Origin of the sequence: Streptomyces sp. ADI95-17 (assembly GCF_003846175.1) — a bacterium.
GTDB lineage: Bacteria > Actinomycetota > Actinomycetes > Streptomycetales > Streptomycetaceae > Streptomyces > Streptomyces sanglieri.
Window position 1 is genome coordinate 36501 of the sequence record NZ_ML123052.1, and the last position, 20234, is coordinate 56734.

The following is a 20234-nucleotide window of genomic DNA, read 5'->3' on the forward strand; positions in this document are numbered from 1 at the left end:
GCGTTCCCTCCCCGTTTCCCGTATCCGACGTCATGTTCTGGCGTCGTGCTGTGACTTCTGGCGGGCACAGCCTGGCACATGGGGGCGTGGGGCATTGCGCGGGGAGGGGCGAAGCCCGGTGCTCGGGGGAGCACCGGGCTTCGTGAAGCCGCCTCGGGAGTGGGGCGCGTCCGGCTCGTCGGACGGGCCGGGGTGTCGCTAGCCGGCCGTCTTGACGGTCGACTTGTGGGCGGAGGTCTTCTTCTTGTCCGTCGACTTCTTGGTGTCGTCGGACTTGTCGTCGTCGGTCTTGCCGTCCGAGGACTTGGGGTCGCCCGCCTTGTCCGTGGCCTTCTCGTCCGGCGTGGCCGAGCCGGACTTGTCGCCCGAATCCGTGCCGGCGGCGACCGCGGCCACCGCTTCCTTGGCCGCCTTCTCGGCGCCCTTCATGATGTCGCCGGCGGAGGGGGTCTTCGCGCCCGCGTAGCCCGCACCGTTGTAGGTGAGGGTGATGACGACGTTCTCCGTACGGGTCACGACCGTCACGTACTTGAAGTCCTCGCCGGTCTTGCTGAGGTCGTAGGCGATCGTGCTCGCCTGGTCCCCGATGCCCGCGGCGGGCGCTTCGACGACCTTCTTGGCGCCCTCGGTCGCCTTCGCCTTGTCGACCTGCTTCGCGAAGTCCTGCTGCGCGCGCTTGGCGCCGCTGCCCAGGGCCTGGTCCGATTCGAAGCGGGTGAAGCCGACGTCGAGCCAGCGGTACTGGGAGCCCTTCACACCGTTGTCGTCGAGGCCGTTCCAGGAGCAGCCGGCGCGGGAGGTGATGTCGCTGGACTTGGCTGCCGTGCCGTTCTTGGACTTCGCCGAGGGAACCAGGGACGTGACCGTCTTCTTGGTGATCGACTTGCACGGGTCGGGCAGCGCGGCGAACTTCGCGGGCTCGACGGTCGGTTCCGCCTTCTTGCTCGCGCTCGGCGATGCGGACGACTCGGACGAGCCCGATTCCTTCTTGTCGCCGGAGTCCGACGAGCAGCCGGCGACGACGAGCATCACCGGGACGGCGGCGCAGGCGAGTATGCGGGAGAGTCGCGGGGCTGAACGGTGCATGGTTCCTTCACTCGGGTGGCGCGGCGGGCGGGCTGCCAGGTGGTCGGGCGGGTGGTCGGCCGGTGCTCCGGAGGGTGTCCCGGAAGCTGCTCCGGAGGGTTTTCCGGAGGGCCACGGTACGACGGACTGAGACCGGATGCCGCCTCGGCCGGGGGCCCGGTGGTCGGGGAAGACGTGGGTCAGGGGCGCCCGGGACGGGTCATTCGCTGAACTTCTCGACCAGCTTCCGGGCCAGTGCCTGGGCCTTCTCCTGCAGTTCCTTGCTGTCGGGGACCATGGTGGAGACGGTCGGCTGCTCGGCGTACTCGACGGTCACGATGACGTTCGATGTGCGGAATACCACCTTCACCGTGCGGTGCTGTGCGGTGGAACCTGCCCGGGTGAGCAGATCGTCCAGAAATGCGCTGTCGCCGAGGTCGTCGAGGACGCGCGGCTGAAGGCTCTCGTCCGGGGTGCCGGTGCCGTCGTCGGTGTTCTCGCCGCCGGTGCTCGGGTCGGTCGCCGCGTCGGTGCCGTCGTCCTCGGGAGTGGGGCCGGACAGGGCGTGCGAGGTGGGGTCGGAGGCGTCGTCGGAGGCGGCGGACGTCTGCTTCTTCCCGGCGTCCTTCCCGGCGTCCTTCTCGGCTCCCTCTTCCTTGTCCGCCGCGTTCTCCGTGCTCTTCGCGGCGTCGGGGGTCGCGGAGGGGGAGGACAGTCCGGCGGCGGTCTCCTTCTTCGTGTACACCTCGCGGGCACGGTCGTCGTCGCTCACCGCGGGGTCGTAGGACACGACGCGCTCGAAGTCGATGAACAGGGTGTGCGAGGAGGAGGGGTCCTCGGACTTCCAGCCGCAGCCGACCCGGCGGTCGGTGTCGTAGGTGACGGAGGCGGTGCCCCCGTACACCTTCTGCTGCTGTTCCTCGGTGAGTTCGGCGGCGCCCGGGAGCAGGTCCTTCAGTGTCGAGGTCTCGACGGCGCGGCAAGGCTCGGGAAGGGTGCGGTACTTGCCGGGGGCCGCGGCGGCGACGGTCTCCTCGCCAGGCTTGCTGTCGGCTGCGGAACCATCGGTTCCGGAGTCGGCGCTGCAGCCGACGACGAGCGCTGCCAGTAGCGCGGTGCCGGTTACGAAGGCCATTCGTCGCACGGTCCTGGGCTCCCTTCGTGCGAAAAACGGTTGCCGCCCGATGGCGACCGATGGACACAATGTGTATCGCACGCGCCGCTGTGAATGCCGGTCGACCGACTTATTTGCCGACCTTGGCACCGGTTTTGCGCTTTCAGACTTTTCGGGGGAATCGAGGAACTATGTCTTATGTAGAGGTGCCGGGGGCGAAGGTTCCCATCCGCATGTGGGCCGACCCGGCCTCGGTCGAGGACGTCGCGATGCGGCAGCTGCGCAATGTGGCCACGCTGCCCTGGATCAAGGGTCTCGCCGTCATGCCGGACGTCCATTTCGGCAAGGGCGCGACGGTCGGTTCGGTGATCGCGATGCACGGTGCGGTCTGTCCGGCGGCGGTCGGTGTGGACATCGGCTGCGGAATGTCCGCGGTGAAGACCTCGCTGACGGCCAATGACCTGCCGGGCGACCTGTCCCGGCTGCGGTCGAGCATCGAGCAGGCCATTCCGGTGGGCCGGGGCATGCACGACGACGCCGTGGAGCCGGACGGGCTGTACGGCTTCCGGGCGCCGGGCTGGGACGACTTCTGGGGGCGGTTCGACGGGGTGGCCGACGCGGTCAAGTTCCGTCAGGAACGTGCCACGAAGCAGATGGGGACGCTCGGTTCGGGCAACCACTTCATCGAGTTCTGTCTCGACGAGGCGGGTTCGGTCTGGCTGATGCTGCACTCCGGATCGCGGAACATCGGCAAGGAACTGGCCGACTTCCACATCGGGCAGGCGCAGAAGCTGCCGCACAACCAGGACCTGATCGACCGGGACCTGGCGGTGTTCATCGCCGACACCCCGGAGATGGCGGCGTACCGGAACGACCTGTTCTGGGCGCAGGAGTACGCGAAGCACAACCGGGCCATCATGATGGCGCTCTTCCAGAACGTGGTCCGCAAGGAGTTCAAGAAGGCCAAGGTGACCTTCGAGCCGGTCATCTCCTGCCACCACAACTACGTGGCGGAGGAGCGGTACGAGGGCATGGACCTGCTGGTCACGCGGAAGGGCGCGATCCGCGCGGGGTCCGGGGACTTCGGGATCATCCCGGGGTCGATGGGCACCAGTTCGTACATCGTCAAGGGCCTCGGGAACGAGAAGTCGTTCAACTCGGCCTCGCACGGCGCCGGTCGGAAGATGAGCCGGAACGCCGCGAAGCGGCGCTTCTCGACGCGCGACCTGGAGGACCAGACGCGGGGCGTGGAGTGCCGTAAGGACTCCGGCGTCGTGGACGAGATTCCGGCCGCGTACAAGCCGATCGAGAAGGTCATCGAGCAGCAGCGGGATCTGGTGGAGGTCGTCGCCAAGCTCAAGCAGATCGTGTGCGTGAAGGGCTGAACCGGTTCTTCATCGGTTCATCGTCGGCTCATCGCCGATTCTTCGCGCGCGGTGGACGGAGGGACCCGGGACGCGGGTGGTGTGTCCCGGGCCCCTTCCTGTCGGGCCTCGTCGGGCCTCGTCGGGCCTCGTCGGGCCTCGTCGGGCCTCGTCCGGCCCGTTCCGGCCCGTTCCGGTCAGGCGGTGCGGTGGACCTTGGAGTTGGAGGCCTGGGCGCGGGGGCGGACGACCAGGAGGTCGATGTTGACGTGGCTGGGCCGGGTGACGGCCCAGGAGATGGTGTCGGCCACGTCGTCGGCGGTGAGGGGGGCGTCGACACCCGCGTACACCTTGGCGGCCTTCTCGGCGTCGCCGCGGAAGCGGGTGGTGGCGAACTCCTCGGTCTTGACCATGCCCGGAGCCACCTCGATGACGCGGACCGGGGTGCCGACGATCTCCAGGCGGAGGGTCTCGGCAAGGACGTGCTCGCCGTGCTTGGCGGCCACGTAACCGCCGCCGCCCTCGTACGTGGAGAGGCCCGCGGTGGAGGAGAGGATGACCACCGTGCCGTCGCCGCTCGCGGTGAGGGCGGGGAGCAGGGCCTGGGTGACATTGAGCGTGCCGATGACGTTGGTCTCGTACATCTGGCGCCAGTCGGCGGGGTCGCCGCTGGCTACGGGGTCGGCCCCGAGTGCCCCTCCCGCGTTGTTCACGAGGACGGCGAGGGTACGGAACGCCGTGGCGAACTCGTTCACCGCATCGCGGTCGGTGACGTCCAGCTCGTAGGCCGTGGCCTGGTGGCCCGCCTCGTTGATCTCGGCGGCGAGCGCCTCGATGCGGTCCTTGCGGCGGGCGGTCACCACGACGCGGTAGCCGGCGGCGGCGAGCTGTCGGGCGGTCGCGGCACCGATGCCGCTGCTCGCTCCGGTGATGACGGCGATCGGGGTGGCGGCCATGGCGGACTCCTCGGACAGCTGGTCGGTACGGGGGTCAGGATAGGCAGGTGCCGGGTTCAGTGGCTGCGGGGGGCGTACATGATCACTGCCATGCCGGCCAGGCAGATCAGCGCGCCGATCACGTCCCAGCGGTCGGGGCGGTAGCCGTCGGCGACCATGCCCCAGGCGATCGAGCCGGCGACGAAGACCCCGCCGTACGCGGCGAGGATGCGGCCGAACTCGCCGTCCGGCTGAAGCGTGGCGACGAAGCCGTAGACGCCCAGCGCGATGACGCCCGCCCCGATCCAGATCCAGCCCCGGTGCTCGCGCACGCCCTGCCAGACCAGCCAGGCACCCCCGATCTCGAAGAGCGCGGCGACGACGAAGAGAGCGACGGATCGGGCGATCGACATGAGGTCAGCGTGTCATGTGAGGAGAAAGGCGCGCCGAACCGGTCGGTAAATACGGATGATTCGGGGCGATCTGTATCTTCGGGGCATGGTAGTGACACAGAGAGCTGCGCGAGCCGTCTCCGCGACGGCGCTGTTGGCCGGGAGTGTGGTGCTGGGGACGGGGGCCGCGGCTGCCGTGCCTTCCGCGGCCATGACGCCCTCCGCGCTTCCCGGGGCTTCCGCCCGTCCCGATGCCTCCGCTCTTTCCGATGCCTCCGCTCTCCGCGGGGCCTCCGCTCTTCCCGATGCCTCCGCTCTTCCCGAGCCTTTCGCGGGCATTGCGCCCGAGGCCGATGTGTCGCACCACGGGCATGTCCTGCTGTGGGGCGCGGGGCTCAAGGTCCGGATGCGGACCGAGAACCACGGCCCGTCGAGTCTGACCGGAGTGACCGTGCGCGTGCGGATCTCGGTGGCGCTCGCCGGACGGCAGGAACTTCCGCAGAGCTGTCTGCGGGCCGACCGGCGGACCGTGCTGTGCCGGACCGGCAGCCTGCGCGCCGACGGGGTGCAGGAGCGGCGGCTCGCCCTCGAACTGCGGCTCGCCGGGCGGCCGGACGAAGTCGTCGTGCGGGTCGACACCCTGTGGAACGGCGGAGCGACCGACCGGAACCCCAGAAACAACGACCACAAGGTGCTGGCCCCGGCCACCGGCGACGAGTACGTGTTCTGAACCCCGGCGGGCGGCGCGGAGGGCGACGGGGAGAGTCGTTCGGGCCCGGTGTTCATCGGTCGAGTGCGGCCCGCAGGGCCGCCGGGTCGGGGTGGTCGCTCGCCCAGGCGATGTAGCCGTCGGGGCGGACGAGCAGGGTGGTGGTGCGGTCGCCCTGCCAGTGGGCGTGCACCAGTGGGGCCGGTGATGCCGGTGATGCCGGTGATGCCGGAGCGGCGGTGCCGTCGGGGGTGACCAGGACGAACGTGCCGTCGCGCAGCAGTTGGTGCAGGCGACCCTCCCGGAGGCTCAGGTCGGGGGCGCGCTTCGCGGTCAGGGGATGCGCACCGCGCGGGGCCCGGTAGGCGATCGAGATGCCGGAGACCATGCCGATGGCCTTGTCCGAGGCCGGGCGGACGGTGGCCAGCGTCTTGGAGGTGACGGTCCTGACCGTCCGCTGGAGCGGGGTGCGGGCCATGGCGAGGCGGACGAGCGCGCCGCTGGTACGGAGCACGTTCGCGCCGACCGGGTGCCGTTCGGCGTGGTAGCTGTCGAGGAGCGCTTCGGGGTCGGCCGTGTGTCCCCGCAGTACGGCGGCGAGCTTCCAGGAGAGGTTGGCCGCGTCCTGGAGGCCGGTGTTCATGCCCTGGCCGCCCGCGGGGGAGTGGACATGGGCGGCGTCCCCGGCGAGGAAGACCCGGCCGGTCCGGTAGGACGGGACCTGGCGTTCGTCGCTGTGGAAGCGGGAGATCCAGCGGGCTTCGTGCATGCCGAAGTCGGTGCCGAGGGCGGTGCGGCAGATCTCGCGCAGCTCGTCGAGGTCGACGGGGTCGCTGTCGGCTGCCTGGTGTGCGCGGTGCCACCCCATCACGCGGTACCAGCCGTCGCCGAAGGGCGCGATGAAGGCGAAGGCGTCTCCCTCGCCGCTGACCGTCAGGATGTCGGAGGGCTCGTCGGTGAGCCGGACATCGGCGAGGACCATCGACCGGATCACCGATCTGCCGGGGAAGGGGAGCCCGAGCGCATGGCGCACGGGGCTGCGCATTCCGTCGGTGCCGACGAGATAGCGGGCTGTGAGGGTCGTCCGGCTGCCGTCCGCCTCGCGCAGTTCGGCGGTGACGGATTCCGCCGCGGCGTTCTGGTGGAGCGAGGTCAGCTCCGTCTCGTACCGGAGGCGGACGCCGGCGGTGCGGGCCCGGCGCTCCAGCAGGTGCTCCACCTCGTACTGCGGGGTGATCAGCACGAACGGGAAGCGGGTGCGCAGCCGGGAGAGGTCGAGCGAGAGCTTCCCGAAGAAGCGCAGGGAAGTGAGGGGGGTGCCCTTCCGGATCAGCTCGTCGGCCAGGCCGCGGCTGTCGAGCAGTTCGAGCGTGCGGGCATGCACGGCGAAGGCGCGCGTCATGTTGTTCGTCCGGTGCGGGCGGCGCTCGACGAGTGTGACGGAGATGCCCTGGGCGGCCAGGTCCCCTGCCAGCAGCAGGCCGGTGGGGCCGGCGCCCACGATGAGTACGTCGACGGTTTCGGGTGCGGTGCTCGGGGTGGTGGTCATGACTGCCTCCTGGGCCCGTACAGCAGCTGTCGCCGCTATGCCAACGAGTGTTGGTCAACGCTTGTTGGCAACGGTAGCTCCGACGGAACTGGCATGTCAACGCTTGTTGGCCTACATTTGTTGGCATGACAGAGCCCGCCACCGCACCCCGTCGCTCGGATGCCACCAAGGCCGCGATCCTCGATGCCGCACGCGAGCGGTTCGCCGCCGACGGGTACGAGCGCGCCACCATCCGGGCCATCGCCCGCGACGCGAACATCGACCCGTCGATGGTCATGCGCTACTACGGCAACAAGGAGGGTCTGTTCGTCGCCGCCTCCTCGATCGACCTGCGGATCCCCGAGCTGGGTGCGTTGCCGGGCAAGCACGTGGGTGCGGTGCTGGTCGGGCATTTCCTGGACCGCTGGGAGGGTGACGACGTGCTCACGGGCATGCTCAGGGTCAGCGTCACCAACGAGGCGGGCGCCGAGCGGATGAGGGCGATCTTCGCCGGGCAGATCGGCGCGGTCACGGCCGGGGTCTGCCCCGTCCCCGCCGAGGCGGCCCGCCGTGCGGTGCTCGTCGCCTCGCAGATACTCGGGATGGCGCTCGCGCGTTATGTGCTGCGGTTCGGGCCCGCCGTCGAGATGTCGCGCGACGAGGTGATCGCCTGGCTCGCGCCCACCGTCCAGCGCTATCTGACCGCCGAGACGCCGTAGCCGGGCCGGGGCGGCCTGCCCCGACCCGGCCGGGACCGCCCCTGGCAGGTCCTGGCCTGACCCGACCTGGCCGGGACCACTCCTGACCTGGCCCGACCTGGCCGGGCCGAGGCGGTTTGGCTGCTTCGTACACTCTCCGTATGTCGCAGAAGTCCCAGCCCGGCCGCGGTGCGCTGATGGCCGAGCTGACCGTCGAGTCACGCCGCTACATGGCCGCCTTCGCGCTCTTCAACCAGGCCGTCGCCGACCATCTGCGGCTCCACCCGACCGATCTCCAGTGCCTCAACCTGCTCAGCCTGGAGGCGGCGCCGGTCACCACGGGCCGCATCGCGGAGCTGACCGGGTTGACCACGGGGTCGGCGACCCGGCTGGTCGACCGGCTGGAGCGGGGCGGGTACGTGACGCGCGAGCGGGACACCGTCGACCGGCGACGGGTGCTCGTCACGACCGTGCCGGAACGGATGGTGGAGATCGGTGCGGTCTGGGAGCGGCTGAACGGGGCGTGGGCGGCGATGTTCGAGGCGTACGACGACGATGAAGTGGCCCTGCTCATCGCCCATATGCGGCGGACGGTCGAGCTGAGCGCGCTGCAGGTCGAGTCGCTGCGGGAGGCCGCCGGCGGTGCGTGACGGCCGACGGCCGGCCGGGCGGCGGGGCTACGCGCCGTCTGCCGATGTGGGCGCGAATTCCCGGATGGCCTTCGTGACGATCGCCTCCAGATGGGAGTGGTGGGCGCCCCGCCAGTAGACGCGGTCGCACTCCGTGCACTGCGCGAAGACGTCGTACGAGCTCCGGGTGCCGTGCTCCAGCTGATCGCTGACCATGTCCTTGTCGGCCGCCTTCAGTGGGCCGTTGCAGGCGGTGCACCTGGTCCACGGGGCGAGCTGCGGGGCGAACCGCTCCAGCACATCGCGGAGTTGGTTCTCCGGGCGGTCGCTGTAGACGTACGCCCCGGCCCAGATCTCGCGCCGGTGCAGCAGCCCGCGGTCCCGTGAGAGCAGTACGCGCCGCTCCTGTGCCGACCGGGCGGCCAGCGCGGGATCGCCGATGTCCTCGCTCTCGTACGCCGCGTCGACACCCAGCAGTCGCAGCCGTCGGGCCAGGGTGCCGAGGTGGACGTCGAGCAGGAACCGCAGGGGCGCGCCCGGGATCTGCTGGGGGCGTGCCACGGCGCGGACCTCGACCAGTTCGCCGTCCCCCGGGATGTGTGAGACCGGCACGGGCCGGCCGTCGACCAGGATCTCTCCGGCCTCGGTGAGCGGGATGCCGAGCGACTCCACGACATGGCCGAGGGTGGACGAGCCGTCCGTTGTCACGGCCGTGCGTCCCCGGCGGCGTTCGTGTGCGACGAAGAGCCGCAGCTCGGGGGCGACTTCGAGGTGGATCTCCGGTCCGTTCACCCTGCCAGGATGTCATCGGCCGGGGTGTGCCAGCCAGGGGGTTTCGCCGCTCAGGTGGTTTCGCCGCGCGGGGAGTCTCGCTGCTCAGGGGCGGAAAGCCGCGGCGTTCTCCTCGGCCCAGGCGGCGAAGGTGCGGGCCGGGTGACCGGTCAGCTTCTCGATGTCGCCCGTCACCTCGTCCGGGACGCCGTCCAGAGCGGCCATGTACGCGAGCAGCCCGTCGGCGACCGGACCGGGCATGAAGGCGGACATGGATTCCTTCCAGGCGGCTCCGGTCACGGTGTTGACGGCGACGGGGTGCCCGGACGCCGCCGCCAGCGCGCCGACCTGCTCGGCTGCGGTGAGCGATTCGGGGCCGGTCAGGTGGTACGCCGCGCCTTGCAGCCGGGGCTCGGTGAGCACGGCCAGGGCGGCCTCGGCGATGTCCGTCGGATCGATCAGGCTGGAGTGGCTGTCGGGGTAGGGGAGGTCGACGGAGCCGTTGGCCCGTACCGGCTGCGCCCACTGGTACGCGTTGCTCGCGAAGGCCCCCGGACGGAGCAGCGTCGTGGTGAGGGGCGAGGCGATCAGGGCCTGCTCCACCGCGTGGTGGGAGGCGGCGATCGGGTTGTCCTGGGCGTCCGGGGCCAGGACCGAACTGGAGGAGAGCAGCACGATGTGGCCCACCCCGGCGGTCTCGGCGGCGGCGAGGAAGGCGTCGATGCCGGACGGGTCGGCGTAGAGGAAGACGGCGTCGATGCCGTCGAGAGCGGCCCCGAAGGTGGCCGGATCGCCGAGATCGCAGGCCACGACGGGCACCCCGGCGGGCAGCGCTTCGGCCGTGGCGGCAAGGCTTTCGGGCGTGCGCGAGGCCGCGCGGACGGCGTGACCGTCGCGGTGCAGCAGTGAGACGAGCGTGGAGCCGATACGGCCCCGGCATCCGGTGACGAGAGTGTGCATGGCGCAGGAATCCCCTCTGCGGGCGTGCGGCGAACATGACTGCGGTACGCATATGACGGCGGTACGAAAAAGCTGCGACGCAAATAAGCTGCGTGACGCAGATAAATATCCAGCAACGGCACCGGGCCGTCAAACGTTTTCGCACGGCTACGAGGCGAAGTGTCCGAGGTCGAGCCGCCAGTCGTTCGTCAGCAGCGCATGGCCGGGCGGGTACTCGAAGTCGCACTCGCCGATCAGGGCGAAGCCCGCCTTGCGGCACACCGCGTTCGACGCGCCGTTCTCCACGGACGGGTAGGCGTGCAGGAAGCGGTGCTTGCGCTCGGCGCGGGCCTGCTCGGCGACTGCCCTCGTCGCGGCTGTCGCGATGCCCAGGCCCTGGTACCCGGGGAGGACGGCCCACCCCGTCTCGTACACCTCCTGGCCCTGCCAGGTCCGCTCCCAGAAGCCGATCGTGCCCACCGCCTCGGCCCCGTCCGTCAGCGCGATGCGGAACATCCTGCCCCGGCCCGTGCGGTCCGCGCTCAGCTCCATGTAACGCCCGTGGCGCGCTATGAGCTGCTCCTCCGTCTCGGGGCCGCCCAAGTGGTCAATCAGCTCAGGTGCGTTGGCGCGGCGGAGCAGCTCCAGGTCTGCGTCCGACCAGGCATCGATCCGTACGGAAGATGAAGCGGCGCGTTCCATACCGGAACTGTAGGACGCGGCACTGACAGCAGCAGGAGCGTCAACGGGCGGTCAGCGCGGGGCGAACGCCGTCGGGGGCACGCCGACCGTGGCGGTGAAGTCCCTGATCAGGTGGGCCTGGTCGCTGTAGCCGAGCTCCGCCGCGAGCGCCGCCCAGTCCACCTGCGGGTCCGACTCCGCCCGCTCCAGGGCCTCGTGGATGCGGTAGCGGAGGATGACCCACTTGGGGCCGACGCCGACGTACGAGGCGAAGAGCCGCTGGAGCGAGCGCGGCGACAGCCCTTCGGCGCGGGCGAGTCCGTCGACCCGGCGCACCGTGCGGTCCGTGCGCACCAGGTCGGCCAGCGCCATCGCGCGTTCGGCCTGCGGGTCCGCCGCCGGGCCGAGCGCCAGCAGGTACCGGTCGAGCGCCGCCACCCGTGCGTCCTCGTCGGCCGGGCCGAGGACGTCCGACGGCGGGGCGGGCGGGGTGAACACCTCGTCGGCGGGAAGCCGCCGCCCCGTCCACTCCGAGACCGGCCGGTCCGGTGCGAACGGCCGGAATCCTCCGGGCCGGAACTGCACCCCGCAGACCCGGCCCCGGCCCTCCAGCTTCTGCGTGAAGAGCTCCAGCCCGATGCCCGAGACCTCCACGAAATCGTCCGCGCCCTCGAACCGCTGGAAGACCAGGTTCACGGACGGGTGCGGCACCACATGGGAGGCGTACGGCTGCGACAGGTCCCAGTCGATGAGCCAGTAGTGCTCCACGTACGGCCGCAGCCCGGCGGCGGGCTCGCGGCGGCGGAAACGTACCTGGGCGAAGAGTTCGGGGGCGTCGACGATGCCCCGGGTGTCGCGTCGAGGACCGGCCATGGCGGCGATCCTACGATCCGTGGACGGCCGGGGCGCGGAGGTGTCGCGTTTCTTCAAGCGCCCGGCCGCCCGGGCGTGCATCGTCGGAGGATGACGAAGATCAGTGAGTTGCTGGCCATGGCCGTCGGACCGGCCGTGGCGGTGCTGGACGGGATCGACGACGACGGCCTCGACGCCCCCACTCCGTGCGCGGAGTACGACGTACGGGCCCTGATCAGCCATCTCTTCCAAGTGGTCGTCAACTTCCAGGCCCTGGCGGCCAGGCAGGAGGTCGACTTCGGTACGACGCCGGACATCGTCACCGGGGACTGGCGGGCCCGGTTCGGCGAGGAGGCGGCCGGGCTGGTGGCGGCCTGGGCCGTGCCCGGCGCGGACGAGGGGACCACGGGGGCCATGGGGCTTCCGGCCAGGACCGTCGGGAACATGGTGCTGGGCGATCTGACCGTCCACGCCTGGGACCTGGCGCGGGCCACCGGCCAGGAGTTCGCCCCGGACCGGTCCGTACTCGACGAGATCGGTCCCGCGCTGGCCGCGATGGCTCCGATGGCCCGGGAGGCGAAGGTCTTCGGCGAGCCCTACCCCGTGCCGGACGGGGCTAGCCCCTTCGACGAGGTGCTGGCGCTGACCGGCCGGGATCCCGGCTGGCGGCCGCCCGGCGCCTGACGCCGGCGGCCGGAGGGCGAGGGTCCGGGGCCTCGCCCTCCGGTGCCTCCGGCGTGTCGTAGAGGCCGTCCAGGCCGGCGAACGCGGTGTCGACGACGGCCTCGGCATCCACCAGCATCGCGCTCTCGGCCTGCCGGGCCGCCCGGTGGCCCGGCCTGCCGGTACACGGGGGCGCCGGGCGCCGTCGCCGCCACCAGCTCTCGCACGCCGCGTAGATGCCGCAGGCGAAGACCAGCACCAGGATGGACAGGGCCAGCAGGGCGTCGCCCACGGCAGACCTCCTCGCACGCACGGGACCAAGGCAGGTCTCCTCTGCATCGGCAGGTTCGCCGGGCCGGCTGAAGATCTGTCTTCGGCCAATGAGTGGGAGGAGTGGCCGGATGCGGGCGGGGACGGGTATGCGGATGTGGGGTGCGAGGGCGGTCTACCGGCTCCACACGTGCAGTGCGTCGCCCGCCTCCGAAACCGTGTACCAGGTGCCGTCGCCGAGCGCCGTGGGCACGCCCGATATCGGGAACGGGTACGCGACCTGCGCCGTCAACCGCATCCCCGCCCCGGCCGTGCTCACCAGCCAGTGGCGCTGCTCGCCGTACTCCCCGTCCCGCTCCGACGTACCGGCGATGACGGTCTCCTCGTCGAGGAAGCCGCACTCGTAGTCCCAGATCGTCTCGTCGGCGTCCCCGTCGTCGGGATCGGCTTCGGGATGGCGCGGGACGACGTGCTCGGTGTCGAGTTCGGAGAGTACGGAACCGTCGTCGATCCGGTGCACGCCGAGCGTCTCCTCGTAGTGAGTCACCGTCAGGAAGCGGTCTCCCGAAGGGCTCACCCCCGTCAGGATCCGTTCGTCGTCGCAGAACTGCTCGACGGAGAGCTTCGCGCCGTCCCACCGGCCCCACCGCAGCGGCACCCCGTCCTGGCCCTCGCCGACACACAGCCCCATCCGGGCGGGGTCGGGATGCGGGACATGGTCGGAGCCGGCCGCCACCGTCCCGGTCTCCGCCCGGCCGAGCACCCGTCCGTCGGCGGCGTCGATGACCAGCCACTCGTCCAGCGCCTCCGGATCGGGGCCGGATGCGGCGACGGGGCCGCGGATATGGGCCCAGACGAGCGTCCCGTCCGCGGAGAACACGGCCGAGCCGCTGTCCGCGTACAGATGCCGGCGGTCGGCCGCGTACTCCTCGTACGTGGTGTGCAGGGTGCGGCAGCTGCCCTCCCAGCAGCCGTGCGCCACCTCCCAGCGCACCGCCCCCGACGGATCCACCGCGCGCACCGCGTGCACCCCGGCGAAGACCGCGAGGCCGCCGCCCGGCGCCACCGTGCAGGTCCCGAAGCCGCGGGGCCAGGGGGCGGGGAAACGGACCGGCGCCGCGTCCGGATCGCCGGGGTCGACGGCGATCAGCTCGGTGTCGCCGCGCTGGACGAGCAGGCGCCGGAGTCCTGCTGACGGCCCGTCGTCGGAACCGGGCCGTGCGTCCGGCCAGTGCAGGAGGTGCGGGGCGTCCGCCGTTTTCCGTACGTGGTCCAGCGGTGCGGCGAGCGTGGTGACAAGGCGTGCGGCTGCGGCGTCGGCCATGGGACGGGCCCTCCCCCTCGTGCGTGAGTGCATCGGTATGCGGTACGGGGAGAACCGTAAGGCCGGTCGGTGGGTGCCGGGGCGGCGGCCTCAGCCCTGGTACGTGTCCGGGACGATGGCGACCGGGCAGGGTGAGTAGTGCAGCACCGCGTGGTTGACCGGGCCCAGTTGGAGTCCGTGCCATCCGCTGCCGCGCCGGGCGCCGACGACCAGGAGTTCCGCGTTGTCGGCGGCTTCGATCAGTACCTGGTGGGCCGGGCCCTGTGCGACGGAGCGGTGGACGACGACGGTTTCGGAGCCGTCCTGGCCGGGAGCTCCCTGTGGCTCCTGCGCACCTTGTGTCCCTCGTGGCTCCTGCGCCTGCTGTCGTTTCTTCCGGTTCTCCAGGGTTTCCAGGCCCTTCAGGACCTCGTCCAGGTGTTCCTCGGCCTGTCGGCGCTGGGTGGAAGCGGGGGCGCCCGGGAGGGGCGGATGGGTCAGGAGCGCGTGCGCGGGGCGGCGCCAGGCGCGTACGGCGGTGAGCTCGCCGTGTCGCGACGCGGCCTGGGCCAGGGCGAAGACGGCGGCGGCCGAGGGACCGGCGTCATCGCTGATCCCGACGACGATGCGGCCGGGTTTCGGCGGTGCGCCCGGCTGCCTCGCCGGGATCACCACGACCGGGCAGTGCGACCGGCCGGCCAGCGCCAGCCCCACGGACCCCAGGAGCATTCCGGCGATCCGGCCCCGGCCCCGCGAGCCCAGTACGACGAGTGACGCCTCGTGGCTCTCCTGGACGAGGGCGGCCACCGGGTCCTCGGGCTGCACGTCGGCCACCACGCTCACCTCGGGTCTGAGGTCGCGCACCCGGTCCCGGGCCGAGGCGACCAGATGCTCGGCGAGGAGCTGTTCGCCGGGCACCCCGGCGTCCACGGTGGGCCGCAGGCCCTCGTAGTGCTCCCACAGCGACGCGTGCACGACGCGCAGCGGGAGCCGGGAGCGTGACGCCTCGGCCGCGGCCCAGTCCAGGGCGCGCAGACTGCCCTCCGATCCGTCCACCCCGACGACCACCGGGAGCCCCATCGCGCCCACCGCCTTTCTCTACGGTTCGATCGTCAGCACCCGGTCCAGGCGGCGGCGCGGCGTTCGCGGACCGGTGGGCCCGTATCCCATGCGGATGATCATCTGGGGGTTCCCCGTGCCGTGGACGGGGTCGCGCAGGACCCAGCGCAGGTCAGGCCATTCGACGGGCTGGGTCGCGAACGAGGTGGACACCGAGTCCAGCGTGGCGGTGAGCAGGACGCGTTCCAGCGCCTGGCCCGCGCGGAGCCAGTCCGCCGGGCGGTCGTCCGTGGTGGACAGCAGGGCCAGTTGCGGCCGTCGCTCGAAAAGGACGCGGGCCCGGCCCGCCGGGGCGCCGGTGCCGGTGAAGTCGCGGTTGGTCGCCCGCTCGGAGGCGTCGCGCGGGCCGAAGGCGTAGTCGGGGATCCCGTCGACCGGCGCGTCGGTCTTCGTGAACCGGGTCCAGTGCTCCTGCTCGGCCTCCCGCGCCGGGTCGCCGCGGTCGTACCCCTCGGCGTCCCGGATCAGGTCGAGCACGGTCTCCAGATGCGGCGGGACCAGGAACGCGAGGTCCGCACCCTCGGTACGGGCCGCGCTCACGAGGCGGGCGCGGACCTCGTCGGGGATCGGCTGCTCGTCGAACGGGTAGCGGCTGGTGTGCCGGTCCGCGATCGCGGGGTGGAGGGCGCGGAGCGCCTCGTCGGCCCGGTCGCGCGGGGCGTCGGGGCCGGCGTCCAGGCGTACGGCGGCCAGGAACGCCGGATCGGACGGGGCGGGCAGCAGGGTGGTGGCCGCGGCCAAGCCGTGGTGGGCGGCGGACACCCGCAGGTTCAGCAGGGCCGCGCCGCAGCCCACGTGCAGGGCGCGGGTGGTGGGGTCGGCCGCCGGCATCGCGCGCTCGAAGTCGGCCCGGAGGGCGAGGGTGCGGTCGCCGCGTGTGTAGCGGAAGAGCCAGGGCTGGGCGTTGTGCATGGACGGTGCGGCGGTGGCGTCGGCCACGAGGTCGGCCACCACCGTGTCGGTGAGCGTCTGGGCGGACATCTGACCCCCGCGGTTCGGGAACTGTCGATGTCTCTCCAGCATGTATCAAGTGCCGCCGCGACGGTACGGGAGAAGGTCCGGGTTTCCGGGATCCCGTCGGGTGGGGGATCGTGGAAGGGAGGCAGGGGAGGGTGGCGGCGGAACTTCGCGCACCGGAGGTGGATCATGACCGTCCCCGTGACCGTAGGCCTGAACGGGACGCCCGCGAGCATGGCCGCGGCGGACTGGGGCGCCCGTGAGGCGGTACTGAGAGGTCTGCCGTTGCGGCTGGTGAGCGCGTGGGAGTGGCAGCCGTTCTCGTACGCGCCCCTGGCCGGCAGCGAAATGCCCGAGCAGTGGTCCATACGGGTGCCGGAGGAGACCGCCGCGGAGCTGCGGCGCCGCTACCCGGGCCTGGACGTCACCGCCGACCGGCTCACCGGTCCGCCGCCCGAGGTGCTGTGCGAGGCCGCGAAGGAGAGCGAACTGCTGGCCCTCGGGAGCACCGGGCTCGGCCCGCTCGCCGGATTCCTGCTGGGGTCCGTGGCGATGGCGACCGTCGCGCACACCGAGCGGCCGGTCGTCCTCGTACGTGCCTATGAGGGCGAGGGCGAGGGCGGGGAAGCGGGCGGTGCTGACGGTGACGGTGGGGCGTCGGAGGCGGATGACGGTGCCGTGGTGCTCGGCATCGACCTGAGCAGCCCCGGCGACGAGACGATCCGGTTCGGCTTCGCGGCCGCCGCCGTCCGGTCGGCGCCGTTGCGGGTGATCAATGGCTGGAATCCGCCGCCCTACTTCGGGCACGGCATCGGTGACGACGAGGGCCGGCGGGCCGAGGCGATCGACCGGGTCGCCGAATCGATGCGGGCCGCGCTGGCGCCGTGGCGCGAGCGGTACCCGGCCGTCGAGGTGGCCGAGGAGCCCGGGATCGGGCGGCCGGCCCGGCTGCTGTCGGAGGCCGGGGCAGGGGCCGGGCTCGTGGTCGTCGGCCGCCGGGCGACCCCGCGCAGGCCCGGACAGCCGCGCATCGGGCACGTCGCCCACGCGGTCCTGCACCACTGCCCGGCGCCGGTGGCCGTCGTACCGCAGGCGCCACCGCCGGCGGCGGCCTGAGCGGCCGTAGGGGACTACGCGCCCCCGACCGGCCATGGGGGACTACGCGTCCCGACCGGTCTCAGACGGTTGCCCCGAGGCGGTTGACCAGGTGGTGCCAGGCTTCCTCCAGGTGCTCCGGATCCATGCCGCGCTCGGTGGTGAGGTGGTGGACGAGGGCGGTGTCGACGGAGGCCAGCAGGGTGTGGGCGAGCAGCTCCGGATCGCCGGGCACCTTCGTCTGCCGCAGCAGCATCGCGAGGTGGTTGAGGCGCAGCCGGAGCGCCGGGACGGCGTAGTTGCGCAGCGGGTCGGTCCGGCTGGCCAGGATCAGCGCGTGGTGATCGCGTTCGTGGCGCAGCACGGCGGGCCCGAAGGCGTGCAGCCGTTCCGCCGCGGGGGCGTCCGGGCCCAGCGGCGGCGGGCCGGAGAGGAAGGCGGCCTGGAGCTGCTTCTCCCGGTGGTCCAGGAGCGCGAGCAGGAGTCCGGCCCGGTCGCCGAAGCGCCGGAAGACGGTTCCCTTGCCCACCCCCGCCGCGGCGGCCACCGACTCCATGGTCAGGTCCGCCGCCCCGCATCCGGTCAGCAGCCGGGAAGCGGCGTCGAGCAGGAGCGTGCGGTTGCGTGCCGCGTCGGCCCGCAGCTGTGGGGGCTCGTCGATCGGGGCGAGCGGGAGATTCGTCCGCGCAGCCCCTGGTTCGGGCAGCGGTGCGGGCAGCCTCGGCGTCGGAGGGATATCGGGGCCGGTCATGGTTTCAGCGTAGCGCCCGGAAAGGACAAGTGGACCGCGGTCCGTTTAGGTGGTACAACTTTAAACGGACCACGGTCCGCTTGACCCGATCTGCTCGGCGCCATCGGTGCGTTCGCTCGGTGCGCCCGTTGTACCTGCCTCTCCGCCTCCCCGGGAGTTCCTCATGTCTGTACGCATCCTCGCGCTCGTCGGCAGCCTCCGCGCCGGTTCGCACAACCGCCAGCTCGCCGAAGCCGCCGCCAAGCACGCCCCCTCGGGCGTCGACATCGAGCTGTTCGAGGGCCTGGCCGAGGTGCCCTTCTACAACGAGGACACCGACGTCGAGGGAGGCGTTCCGGCCGCCGCCGCCCGGCTGCGTGAGGTGGCGGGTCAGGCCGACGCGTTCCTGCTCTTCTCGCCCGAGTACAACGGCACCATGCCGGCCGTCCTGAAGAACGCCATCGACTGGCTGTCCCGCCCGTACGGCGCCGGCGCCATCTCCGGCAAGCCGGTCGCCGTGGTCGGCACCGCCTTCGGCCAGTACGGCGGCGTCTGGGCGCAGGACGACGCCCGCAAGTCCGTCGGCATCGCGGGCGCCGTGGTCCTGGAGGACGTCAAGCTGTCCATCCCCGGCTCCGTGACGCGCTTCGCCGACACCCACCCGGCCGACGACGCCGAGGTCGTCACCGCGCTCACCGAGGTGCTCGGCAAGGTGCACTCGGCCGCCTCTGCGGCTGCCTGATCCTCCGCGCCGTGCGCGCGGCCGCGAGGCGGGCGAGGACGCCGCGTCGCAGCCGCGCGCCGCTGTTTTCGCGCAGGTCACGGCAGGGATGGAACGGTCCCCCTGTACGGCGGGGAGCCGGTGCCACACTGGGCACATGGCCCGCGACGCACACCTCGATGAGCTGGGGGAGTTCCTCAAGGCCCGGCGCTCCGAGATCAGCCCGCGGAGCGCGGGACTGCCCGACACCGGCGGGCCCCGGCGGGTGCCGGGTCTGCGGCGGGAGGAAGTGGCGCGGCTCGTCGCGATCAGCACCGACTACTACACCCGCCTCGAACAGGGCCGCATCCAGGCGTCGGCCCCGGTCCTGTCCGCCCTGGCCCGGGTCCTGCGGCTGGACGACGACCAGCGCGACTACCTCTTCGGCCTGGCCGGCCGGACGCCCGCCCGGCCCCGGCGGCGTACCCGGCAGAAGATCCAGCCGCAATTGCAGCGGCTGCTCGACGACCTCGCCGTCACCCCGGCCGTTGTGCTGGGCCGCCGCATGGACATTCTCGCCTGGAACTCCCTCGCCGCCGCCCCGGTCACCGATTTCTCGAAGGTTCCGGAGGAACACCGCAATTGCATCCGGCTGGTCTTCACCGACCCGGCCATGCGGACGCTGTACGCCGACTGGGAGACCGTCGCCCGCACCGCCCAATTGCGCATGGAAGCAGCCAAGTACCCCGACGACCCCCGGCTGACCGCCCTCGTCGGCGAACTCTCCGTACAGGACCCGAAGTTCCGCCAGTGGTGGGCCGCGCACCACGTCACCGGTCGCAGCGTCGGCACCAAGGAGCTCCACCACCCCGTCGCCGGAACCCTCAGCCTGGACTGGGACACGCTCACCGCGAGCACCGACCCCGACCAGCAGCTGATCGTCTGGACCGCCGAGCCCGGCACCCCCTCCCACGAAGGGCTGCGCTTCCTCGCCTCCTGGTCCGCCGGCTCCCGGCAGCCTGCCCCCGGCACCACCGGCTGACCCGCCGCCGCTCCGTCGCCGGACGGCGGCCCCGCGGTACGGAACGGGCCCGGGATCAGGGCCACACCAGGCAGTACGCCTGATGTCCCGCGTCGTGCAGGCGGTGCGAGAAGTCCTGCCACTCGTGCAGGAGCTGGTAGACGTTGAACGCGTCGCGCGGGCCGCCGCGGTCCGGGACCGTGGACCAGATGAACGCCGCGGCGCCCACCGACTCCTCGCCGACGCCGCGCAGCGGGTCGACGACCGTCATCGGAAGCTTGACCACCGCGTAGTCGGGGTGCAGCACCACCAGTTCGAGCGGCGGGACCTTGTGCAGCGGTATGCCCTGTATTCCGGTGAGGACCATCGCCGCCACCGTCTCGGGCTTGATCTTGGTGAACATGCCGCCCATGCCCAGCTCGTCACCGCCGAGCTCCTCGGGGCGCATCGAAATGGGCACGCGTGCCGCGGTGGCCCCGTCGGGGGCACCGAAGTACTTGTAGGTCACCCCCACCCGGCCACCACTCCTGCTTCCGGCTCCGCCACCCTGCGCCCCACCGGCCCGTATGCCCTGCTCGCGCTCCGCCTCACGCCGGTGCCGACCCCGCCGGGCAGGCTCGGGCCCCAGGTCGTCGGTCCCTTCGCCCACTCCGCCACCGCGATGCATATCTCATCCACCCGACTACTACTTAGGAGACA

Annotated in this window: 23 protein-coding genes; 8 read left to right on the forward strand and 15 right to left on the reverse strand. The window is 71.8% G+C overall.

Annotated elements, in window-relative coordinates:
- Positions 1-198: 198 nt before the first annotated feature.
- Positions 199-1086 (reverse strand): DUF3558 family protein, encoded by an 888-nt coding sequence (locus EES42_RS37400; protein ID WP_124722669.1) that lies wholly within the window; start codon positions 1084-1086, stop codon positions 199-201.
- A 199-nt stretch (positions 1087-1285) separates the two neighbouring features.
- Complete coding sequence (locus EES42_RS37405) at positions 1286-2200, reverse strand: DUF3558 domain-containing protein (protein WP_124722670.1); 915 nt, start codon at positions 2198-2200, stop codon at positions 1286-1288.
- 170 nt (positions 2201-2370) lie between these two features.
- On the opposite strand from EES42_RS37405, the gene EES42_RS37410 reads away from it, so the two are divergent.
- Positions 2371-3564 (forward strand): RtcB family protein, encoded by a 1194-nt coding sequence (locus EES42_RS37410; RefSeq protein WP_124722671.1) that lies wholly within the window; start codon positions 2371-2373, stop codon positions 3562-3564.
- A 176-nt stretch (positions 3565-3740) separates the two neighbouring features.
- On the opposite strand, the gene EES42_RS37415 is transcribed toward EES42_RS37410, so the two are convergent.
- Positions 3741-4499, reverse strand: a complete 759-nt coding sequence (locus tag EES42_RS37415) for an SDR family NAD(P)-dependent oxidoreductase (protein ID WP_124722672.1) — start codon at positions 4497-4499, stop codon at positions 3741-3743.
- A gap of 56 nt (positions 4500-4555) precedes the next feature.
- Positions 4556-4891: a YnfA family protein gene (locus EES42_RS37420; RefSeq protein ID WP_124722673.1), complete on the reverse strand. Its 336-nt coding sequence runs from the start codon at positions 4889-4891 to the stop codon at positions 4556-4558.
- Between the two features lie 85 nt (positions 4892-4976).
- On the opposite strand from EES42_RS37420, the gene EES42_RS37425 reads away from it, so the two are divergent.
- On the forward strand, positions 4977-5600 hold the full coding sequence (locus tag EES42_RS37425; RefSeq protein WP_124722674.1) for a hypothetical protein: 624 nt from the start codon (positions 4977-4979) through the stop codon (positions 5598-5600).
- Positions 5601-5652: 52 nt separating this feature from the next.
- On the opposite strand, the gene EES42_RS37430 is transcribed toward EES42_RS37425, so the two are convergent.
- Positions 5653-7128, reverse strand: a complete 1476-nt coding sequence (locus EES42_RS37430) for an FAD-dependent monooxygenase (protein WP_124722675.1) — start codon at positions 7126-7128, stop codon at positions 5653-5655.
- Between the two features lie 125 nt (positions 7129-7253).
- Here EES42_RS37430 and EES42_RS37435 point away from each other — a divergent pair, with 125 nt between their 5' ends.
- Together EES42_RS37435 and EES42_RS37440 are read left to right on the forward strand one after the other, a co-directional pair.
- On the forward strand, positions 7254-7826 hold the full coding sequence (locus EES42_RS37435; protein ID WP_124722676.1) for a TetR/AcrR family transcriptional regulator: 573 nt from the start codon (positions 7254-7256) through the stop codon (positions 7824-7826).
- Positions 7827-7966: 140 nt separating this feature from the next.
- Positions 7967-8455 (forward strand): MarR family winged helix-turn-helix transcriptional regulator, encoded by a 489-nt coding sequence (locus EES42_RS37440; protein WP_124722677.1) that lies wholly within the window; start codon positions 7967-7969, stop codon positions 8453-8455.
- A gap of 27 nt (positions 8456-8482) precedes the next feature.
- On the opposite strand, the gene EES42_RS37445 is transcribed toward EES42_RS37440, so the two are convergent.
- From EES42_RS37445 to EES42_RS37460, 4 genes are all read right to left on the reverse strand, one after another.
- Entirely contained in the window at positions 8483-9226 is a 744-nt protein-coding gene (locus EES42_RS37445; RefSeq protein WP_124722678.1) for a Mut7-C RNAse domain-containing protein, read from the reverse strand.
- An 84-nt stretch (positions 9227-9310) separates the two neighbouring features.
- Positions 9311-10165 (reverse strand): NAD(P)H-binding protein, encoded by an 855-nt coding sequence (locus EES42_RS37450; protein WP_124722679.1) that lies wholly within the window; start codon positions 10163-10165, stop codon positions 9311-9313.
- Between the two features lie 147 nt (positions 10166-10312).
- Positions 10313-10846, reverse strand: coding sequence for a GNAT family N-acetyltransferase (locus EES42_RS37455; protein ID WP_124722680.1), 534 nt, complete (start codon positions 10844-10846; stop codon positions 10313-10315).
- A gap of 51 nt (positions 10847-10897) precedes the next feature.
- A complete protein-coding gene (locus EES42_RS37460; RefSeq protein ID WP_206433790.1) occupies positions 10898-11698 on the reverse strand; it encodes a helix-turn-helix domain-containing protein in 801 nt (266 codons plus the stop codon).
- Positions 11699-11788: 90 nt separating this feature from the next.
- On the opposite strand from EES42_RS37460, the gene EES42_RS37465 reads away from it, so the two are divergent.
- Positions 11789-12361 carry a TIGR03086 family metal-binding protein gene (locus EES42_RS37465; protein ID WP_124722681.1) on the forward strand — a complete coding sequence of 191 codons (573 nt, stop codon included), beginning with the start codon at positions 11789-11791 and terminating at the stop codon, positions 12359-12361.
- Here the strand turns inward: EES42_RS37465 and EES42_RS37470 are convergent.
- The 4 genes from EES42_RS37470 to EES42_RS37485 all read right to left on the reverse strand — a co-directional run bounded on the left by EES42_RS37470 (position 12294) and on the right by EES42_RS37485 (position 16013).
- On the reverse strand, positions 12294-12632 hold the full coding sequence (locus EES42_RS37470) for a hypothetical protein (RefSeq protein ID WP_124722682.1): 339 nt from the start codon (positions 12630-12632) through the stop codon (positions 12294-12296). The two genes, EES42_RS37465 and EES42_RS37470, sit on opposite strands and share 68 nt — an antisense overlap.
- A gap of 153 nt (positions 12633-12785) precedes the next feature.
- Positions 12786-13934, reverse strand: coding sequence for a hypothetical protein (locus EES42_RS37475; RefSeq protein WP_124722683.1), 1149 nt, complete (start codon positions 13932-13934; stop codon positions 12786-12788).
- A gap of 90 nt (positions 13935-14024) precedes the next feature.
- Entirely contained in the window at positions 14025-14993 is a 969-nt protein-coding gene (locus EES42_RS37480) for a universal stress protein (protein WP_124722684.1), read from the reverse strand.
- Positions 14994-15011: 18 nt separating this feature from the next.
- Entirely contained in the window at positions 15012-16013 is a 1002-nt protein-coding gene (locus EES42_RS37485; RefSeq protein WP_124722685.1) for an Acg family FMN-binding oxidoreductase, read from the reverse strand.
- Between the two features lie 165 nt (positions 16014-16178).
- On the opposite strand from EES42_RS37485, the gene EES42_RS37490 reads away from it, so the two are divergent.
- Complete coding sequence (locus EES42_RS37490) at positions 16179-17105, forward strand: universal stress protein (RefSeq protein WP_206433791.1); 927 nt, start codon at positions 16179-16181, stop codon at positions 17103-17105.
- A gap of 61 nt (positions 17106-17166) precedes the next feature.
- Here EES42_RS37490 and EES42_RS37495 read toward each other — a convergent pair whose 3' ends face one another.
- Positions 17167-17835 (reverse strand): TetR/AcrR family transcriptional regulator, encoded by a 669-nt coding sequence (locus EES42_RS37495; RefSeq protein ID WP_124722686.1) that lies wholly within the window; start codon positions 17833-17835, stop codon positions 17167-17169.
- 163 nt (positions 17836-17998) lie between these two features.
- On the opposite strand from EES42_RS37495, the gene EES42_RS37500 reads away from it, so the two are divergent.
- Both EES42_RS37500 and EES42_RS37505 read left to right on the forward strand, forming a co-directional pair.
- On the forward strand, positions 17999-18556 hold the full coding sequence (locus tag EES42_RS37500) for an NAD(P)H-dependent oxidoreductase (protein WP_124722687.1): 558 nt from the start codon (positions 17999-18001) through the stop codon (positions 18554-18556).
- A gap of 136 nt (positions 18557-18692) precedes the next feature.
- A complete protein-coding gene (locus EES42_RS37505) occupies positions 18693-19556 on the forward strand; it encodes a helix-turn-helix transcriptional regulator (protein ID WP_124722688.1) in 864 nt (287 codons plus the stop codon).
- Positions 19557-19611: 55 nt separating this feature from the next.
- On the opposite strand, the gene EES42_RS37510 is transcribed toward EES42_RS37505, so the two are convergent.
- Positions 19612-20202, reverse strand: a complete 591-nt coding sequence (locus tag EES42_RS37510; protein WP_124722689.1) for a hypothetical protein — start codon at positions 20200-20202, stop codon at positions 19612-19614.
- Between the last annotated feature and the right edge of the window lie 32 nt (positions 20203-20234).